This is a genomic window from Mycobacterium sp. TH-M15, assembly GCF_057473705.1.
Genome location: NZ_JBYCLB010000552.1, coordinates 1 through 4,917 on the forward strand (window position 1 = coordinate 1; position 4,917 = coordinate 4,917).

Annotated in this window: 7 protein-coding genes; 4 read left to right on the plus strand and 3 right to left on the minus strand. The window is 69.7% G+C overall.

From position 1 onward, the window contains the following. The 3 genes from xseA to AC2VNT_RS13450 all read left to right on the plus strand — a co-directional run. Positions 1 to 846, plus strand: an 846-nt coding sequence (gene xseA / locus AC2VNT_RS13440; protein WP_486947336.1) for an exodeoxyribonuclease VII large subunit, incomplete at its 5' end; no start/stop codon positions are given. A gap of 22 nt (positions 847 to 868) precedes the next feature. Beyond that, positions 869 to 1,081 (plus strand): exodeoxyribonuclease VII small subunit, encoded by a 213-nt coding sequence (locus AC2VNT_RS13445; RefSeq protein WP_486947342.1) that lies wholly within the window; start codon positions 869 to 871, stop codon positions 1,079 to 1,081. A gap of 41 nt (positions 1,082 to 1,122) precedes the next feature. Then, entirely contained in the window at positions 1,123 to 2,232 is a 1,110-nt protein-coding gene (locus AC2VNT_RS13450; protein ID WP_486947337.1) for a 3-beta-hydroxysteroid dehydrogenase, read from the plus strand. 24 nt (positions 2,233 to 2,256) lie between these two features. Here AC2VNT_RS13450 and AC2VNT_RS13455 read toward each other — a convergent pair whose 3' ends face one another. Continuing rightward, positions 2,257 to 2,781, minus strand: a complete 525-nt coding sequence (locus AC2VNT_RS13455) for a 2'-5' RNA ligase family protein (RefSeq protein ID WP_486947338.1) — start codon at positions 2,779 to 2,781, stop codon at positions 2,257 to 2,259. A 3-nt stretch (positions 2,782 to 2,784) separates the two neighbouring features. After that, a complete protein-coding gene (locus AC2VNT_RS13460; protein ID WP_486947339.1) occupies positions 2,785 to 3,063 on the minus strand; it encodes a DUF1876 domain-containing protein in 279 nt (92 codons plus the stop codon). 70 nt (positions 3,064 to 3,133) lie between these two features. Between AC2VNT_RS13460 and AC2VNT_RS13465 the strand changes: the two genes are divergently transcribed. Further along, positions 3,134 to 4,204, plus strand: a complete 1,071-nt coding sequence (locus tag AC2VNT_RS13465; protein WP_486947340.1) for an AI-2E family transporter — start codon at positions 3,134 to 3,136, stop codon at positions 4,202 to 4,204. On the opposite strand, the gene AC2VNT_RS13470 is transcribed toward AC2VNT_RS13465, so the two are convergent. Further along, on the minus strand, positions 4,179 to 4,917 hold a 739-nt coding region (locus tag AC2VNT_RS13470; protein ID WP_486947341.1), incomplete at its 5' end, for a dienelactone hydrolase family protein. The genes AC2VNT_RS13465 and AC2VNT_RS13470 overlap by 26 nt on opposite strands.

The window sequence follows — 4,917 nt, forward strand, 5'->3', positions numbered from 1 at the left end:
GATCCCCGACTCAAACGGCCGATCCCGTTCCTGCCGGCCGCCGTCGGGCTGATCACCGGCCGGGCCAGCGCCGCCGAGCGCGACGTCACGACGGTCGCGGCCGCCCGCTGGCCCGCGGTGCGGTTCGTGGTGCGCAACACCGCGGTGCAGGGGCCTAGTGCGGTTCCGCAGATCGTCGAGGCGCTGCGCGAACTGGACGCCGACCCGGACGTGGAGGTGATCGTGCTGGCCCGCGGCGGCGGCAGCGTCGAGGACCTGCTGCCGTTCTCCGACGAGACGCTCTGCCGGACGATCGCCGGCTGCCGGACCCCGGTGGTCAGCGCCGTCGGTCACGAGCCGGACAACCCGCTGTCCGACCTGGTGGCCGACCTGCGGGCCGCCACCCCCACCGACGCCGCCAAGAAGGTCGTCCCGGACACCGCCGCCGAACTGGCGTTCGTCGCCGATCTGCGCCGACGGAATCGGCAGGCGCTGGCCAACTGGGTGCTGCGCGAGGAGCGGGTGCTGGCCCAGCTGCGCAGCCGGCCGGTGCTGGCCGACCCGCTGCGCGCGCTGACCGACCGGGCTGACGAGGTGCACCGCGCCCGGGCCGCTATCCGCCGCGACGTCATCCGGCTGATCGACGCGCAGACCGAACGCATCGGGCACCTGGGTGCCCGGCTGGCCACCCTGGGCCCGGCGGCCACCCTGGCCCGGGGCTACGCGGTGGTGCAGACCATCCCGGCCGCCGGATCACCGACGGTGCTGCGCACGGTCGGCGACGCCCCGGCCGGCACCCGGCTGCGGGTGCGGCTATCGGATGGCGCGGTGGTCGCGGTGAGCGAGGGGGCCGCCGATGGCCGATGAGCGATCGGTGCCGACCGAACCGATGACGCCCGTTAGCGAACTCGACTACGAGCAGTGCCGGGACGAGTTGATCGAGGTGGTGCAGCGCCTGGAGCAAGGCGGCCTGGACCTGGATGCTTCGCTGAAACTCTGGGAAAGAGGCGAACAGCTGGCCAAACGCTGCGAAGAGCAGTTAGCTGGCGCCCGCCGACGGGTGCACGACGCGCTGGCCGCCGAAGACGCCGACCAGCCCTGATGCCAACCCAGAACTGAAACACGTTCCGCTATGCTCACCCGATGGCCGATCCATCGCTGACAACGCAACTGGGCCGGGTGCTGGTCACCGGCGGGTCCGGTTTCGTCGGGACCAACTTCGTCAAGACGCTGCTGGAGCGCGGCCACCACGTGCGCTCGTTCGACCGTGCACCGTCGCCGCTGCCGGACCATCCCCGGTTGGAGAAGCTGGAGGGCGACATCTGCGATGCCGAGACGGTCGCCGCGGCGGTCGACGGCATCGACACCGTCTTCCACACCGCCGCGATCATCGACCTGGCCGGCGGTCCGGCGGTCACCGACGAGCTGCGCGAGCGCAGTTTCGCGGTGAATGTCGGCGGCACCGAGAAGCTGGTCCGGGCCGGGCAGTCCGCCGGGGTGAGACGCTTCGTCTACACCGCGTCCAACAGTGTGGTGATGGGCGGCAAAGCCATCGCCGACGGCGACGAGACGATGCCGTACACCACCAAGTTCAACGACCTCTACACCGAGACCAAGGTCGCCGCCGAGAAGTTCGTGCTGTCCGCCAACGGCGGCCCGGACGGTCACGGCATGCTCACCTGCTCGATCCGGCCCAGCGGCATCTGGGGGCCCGGCGACCAGACCATGTTCCGCAAGCTGTTCGAGAGCGTGGTGGCCGGGCACGTCAAGGTGCTGATCGGCAAGGAGAGCGCCAAGCTGGACAACTCCTACGTGCACAACCTGATCCACGGCTTCATCCTGGCCGCCGAACACCTGGTGCCGGGCGGAACCGCGCCCGGACAGGCGTACTTCATCAACGACGGCGAGCCGATCAACATGCTCGAGTTCGCCCGGCCGATCATGACCGCGCTCGGCCAGCCCTGGCCCCGGTTCCGGGTCTCCGGACGGCTGATCCGCGACGTGATGATCGTCTGGCAGTGGCTGCACTTCCGGTTCGGCATCCACAAGCCGCTGCTGGAGCCCGGCGCGGTGGAGCGGCTCTACCTGGACAACTACTTCTCCATCGACAAGGCGCGACGTGACCTCGGCTACCGGCCGCCGTTCACCACCGAGCAGGCGATGGCCGACTGCCTGCCGTACTACGCCGAGTTGTTCCGGGAGGTGCAGGCGGAGGCGGGCAAACGGCCGGTCACAACGACGCCACGCAATTGACGTCGGCTGCCCCGAGGATGACCCTCACGGCAGCGACGGAAGCGCACAGAACTCCCCGGTGGCGCTGTTGACCAGCGCGGCCCGATCCAGCGTCACCCGCAACGGCAGGACGTCGAGCAGCGCGGCGGCAACCACCGGCAGCTGAGCCAGCGTCGCCCGCGGTGCGACCGAACAGTGCGGCAGCCAGATGCCCGGCCGGTAGTGCTTGTGCAGATCGGCGCCGCCGGCCGTGACGGCCTGCACCACCCGCTGCTGGCGCGCCACGAAATCGGCGCTCACCCCGGCGACCAACCAGATCCGGCCGCGCCGAAACAGCCCCACCCCGTCGAAGCTGACCTCGACGGCCGGGCCGTCACCCAGTGCGGCCAGCGCAGTGGTAACCGCCGGCAGATCCCAACTGCGCAGCACCGCGTAGGACATGTGCGGCACATGCCGCCGGTGGGTGTGCGAGCGCAGGCTCGGCACACCCCGCTCCTCGACCCGGTCCCACAGCGCGCGGACGGCCGCGTCGGACCGCCGGTCGAAGAGCAGGCAGACCGCCAGCGCCACCGGTCAACGGTACAGGTGCGCCGGCTGGTGGGTGGCCTGCTCGATCTGCGCCGCCGCCGTCTGCAGCAGCGCGGTGCCCAGCGCGATCAGGCCGCGGGCCGCCGCGATCTGCTCGCCCACCGTCGGCTGGCTGGCGTCACCGGGATGCCGGTAGGCGTCACCTCGGGTGGTCATCGTCTCGCCGTCGGCGAACTGCGCCCGCACCGTGGCGTGGGTATGGGTGTCGTCTTCATCGAAGTCGATGTCGACGCGCCAACCGAAGTCCAAATTCTTGTCATACATCGCAATCACCTTCCACCTGCCTTCATACTCGCCAGAACGGATTCGGCAAGGAGCCACCGGAAGGCCTGCGATGGATCAACAGTTCACCGTCTCCCAGAGACGCGCCGTAACGGTCGCCACCGTGGTCGCGGTGCTGTTCGGCGCCTATTTCCTGCGCGAGTTCTTCATCCTGATCGTGGTGGCCGCCGTCGGCGCCTACCTGTTCACGCCGATGTTTCGTGGGCTGCAGCGGCGGTTCAGCACCGGCCTGTCCGCCACCCTCACCCTGCTGGCCGCGTTGGCGACGGTCATCGTGCCGGTCGGCGGGATCGTGTTCCTGGCGGTCGTCCAGATCACCCAGATGGTTCCGGCGGTCAGTGACTGGGTCGCCGAGACCGACCTGAGCGCGCTCGGCAACCGGGTGCTGCGCACGGTCAACGACGTGCTGGCGCGGCTGCCGTTCGTCCACGCCAAGGTCACCACCGAGTCGCTGCAGCACGCGATCACCACGGTGGCCCAGCGCGGCGGGGAGTGGCTGCTGCACGGCCTGCAGGGTGCGGTCGGCGGCGTCGTCGGGACGATCGCGTCGTCGATCATCTTCCTGTACGTGTTCGTCTCGCTGCTGGTGAACCGGGAGCAGGTGCTGACCCTGATCCGCCGGCTCAACCCGCTCGGCGAGGAGGTGACCGACCTGTACCTGGCTAAGGCCGGGGCGATGGTGCGCGGAACGGTCAAAGGCCAGTTCGTGATCGCGCTCTGCCAGGGTGTCGCCGGCGCCGCGTCGATCTACATCGGCGGATTCCGGGAAGCGTTCTTCATCTTCGCCATCCTGCTCACCGCGCTCTCCATCATCCCGCTCGGCGGTGGCATCGTCACCATCCCGTTCGGCATCGGCATGATGTTCTTCGACCATCTCATCGGCGGCGCGTTCGTGGTCTTCTTCCACCTGTTGGTGGTCACCAACATCGACAACGTGCTGCGGCCGGTCCTGGTGCCCCGCGAGGCGCGGCTGGACTCGGCGCTGATGCTGCTGGCTGTCTTCGCCGGTATCGGGATGTTCGGGTTCTGGGGGATCGTGATCGGGCCGGTGCTGATGATCCTGATCGTCACCACCGTCGAGGTCTACCTGGCGGCGGCTACGCCGGCGTCAGGCGCTGGGTGAGGAACTCGACCACCCGCTTGCGGGCCTCGTACGCCGGGTGCCCGTCGACTTCGCGGACCTCGTCGGTGAGCACCGAGTGCGCCATCCGGGAGAAGCCGTGCGGGTTGCCGGGTGACGAGTCGATCTCGATCACCTCGAACGCGTCACCGAGCCGGGCCTTGAGGGTGCCGAAACGCTCGCCAGGCGCCATCTTGTCCGCACTGAACCGCAGGCCGATCGCGCACAGCCCCTGGTCGGCGGCGCGTACGTCGATGATCCGCAGTTCGGCATCGGAGAGCCCGGCGTCGCGGCGCTGCTTGGCGGTGAACGGCAGCGGCACCGAAGGCTGGCTCAGCACGGGGGCCAGCACGGCGGGGTCGACCGCGGCGGCCAGCGCGAACCCACCGGTGAAGCACATGCCGATCACCCCGACGCCGTTGCCCGGCGTCGACGCGTTGAGGTCACGGGCCAGCCCCGTCAGAAACGCGGTCACCGGGCGCCGAGCGTTGGTCGCCAACGCCGCGAATTCCCGCGCCACGCAGACACGGGCCAGCGTCGCCACCGCATAACCGGGGCTGACCGCTTTGCCCGGCCGACCGAAGAGTGACGGAATCGCCACGGTGAACCCGTTGTCCACCAGATGGTTGCCCAGCCCCAGCACGCCGGGATGAATCCCCGGCATCTCCGGGATCAGCACCACTCCGGGGCCGGTGCCCTTGAGGTACACGTCGTGG

Coding starts and splice junctions, on each gene's coding strand:
- AC2VNT_RS13445 (WP_486947342.1), top strand. CDS start 869: ATGACGCCCGTTAGCGAACTCGACTACGAGCAGTGCCGGGACGAGTTG.
- AC2VNT_RS13465 (WP_486947340.1), top strand. CDS start 3,134: ATGGATCAACAGTTCACCGTCTCCCAGAGACGCGCCGTAACGGTCGCC.
- AC2VNT_RS13450 (WP_486947337.1), top strand. CDS start 1,123: ATGGCCGATCCATCGCTGACAACGCAACTGGGCCGGGTGCTGGTCACC.
- AC2VNT_RS13460 (WP_486947339.1), bottom strand. CDS start 3,063: ATGTATGACAAGAATTTGGACTTCGGTTGGCGCGTCGACATCGACTTC.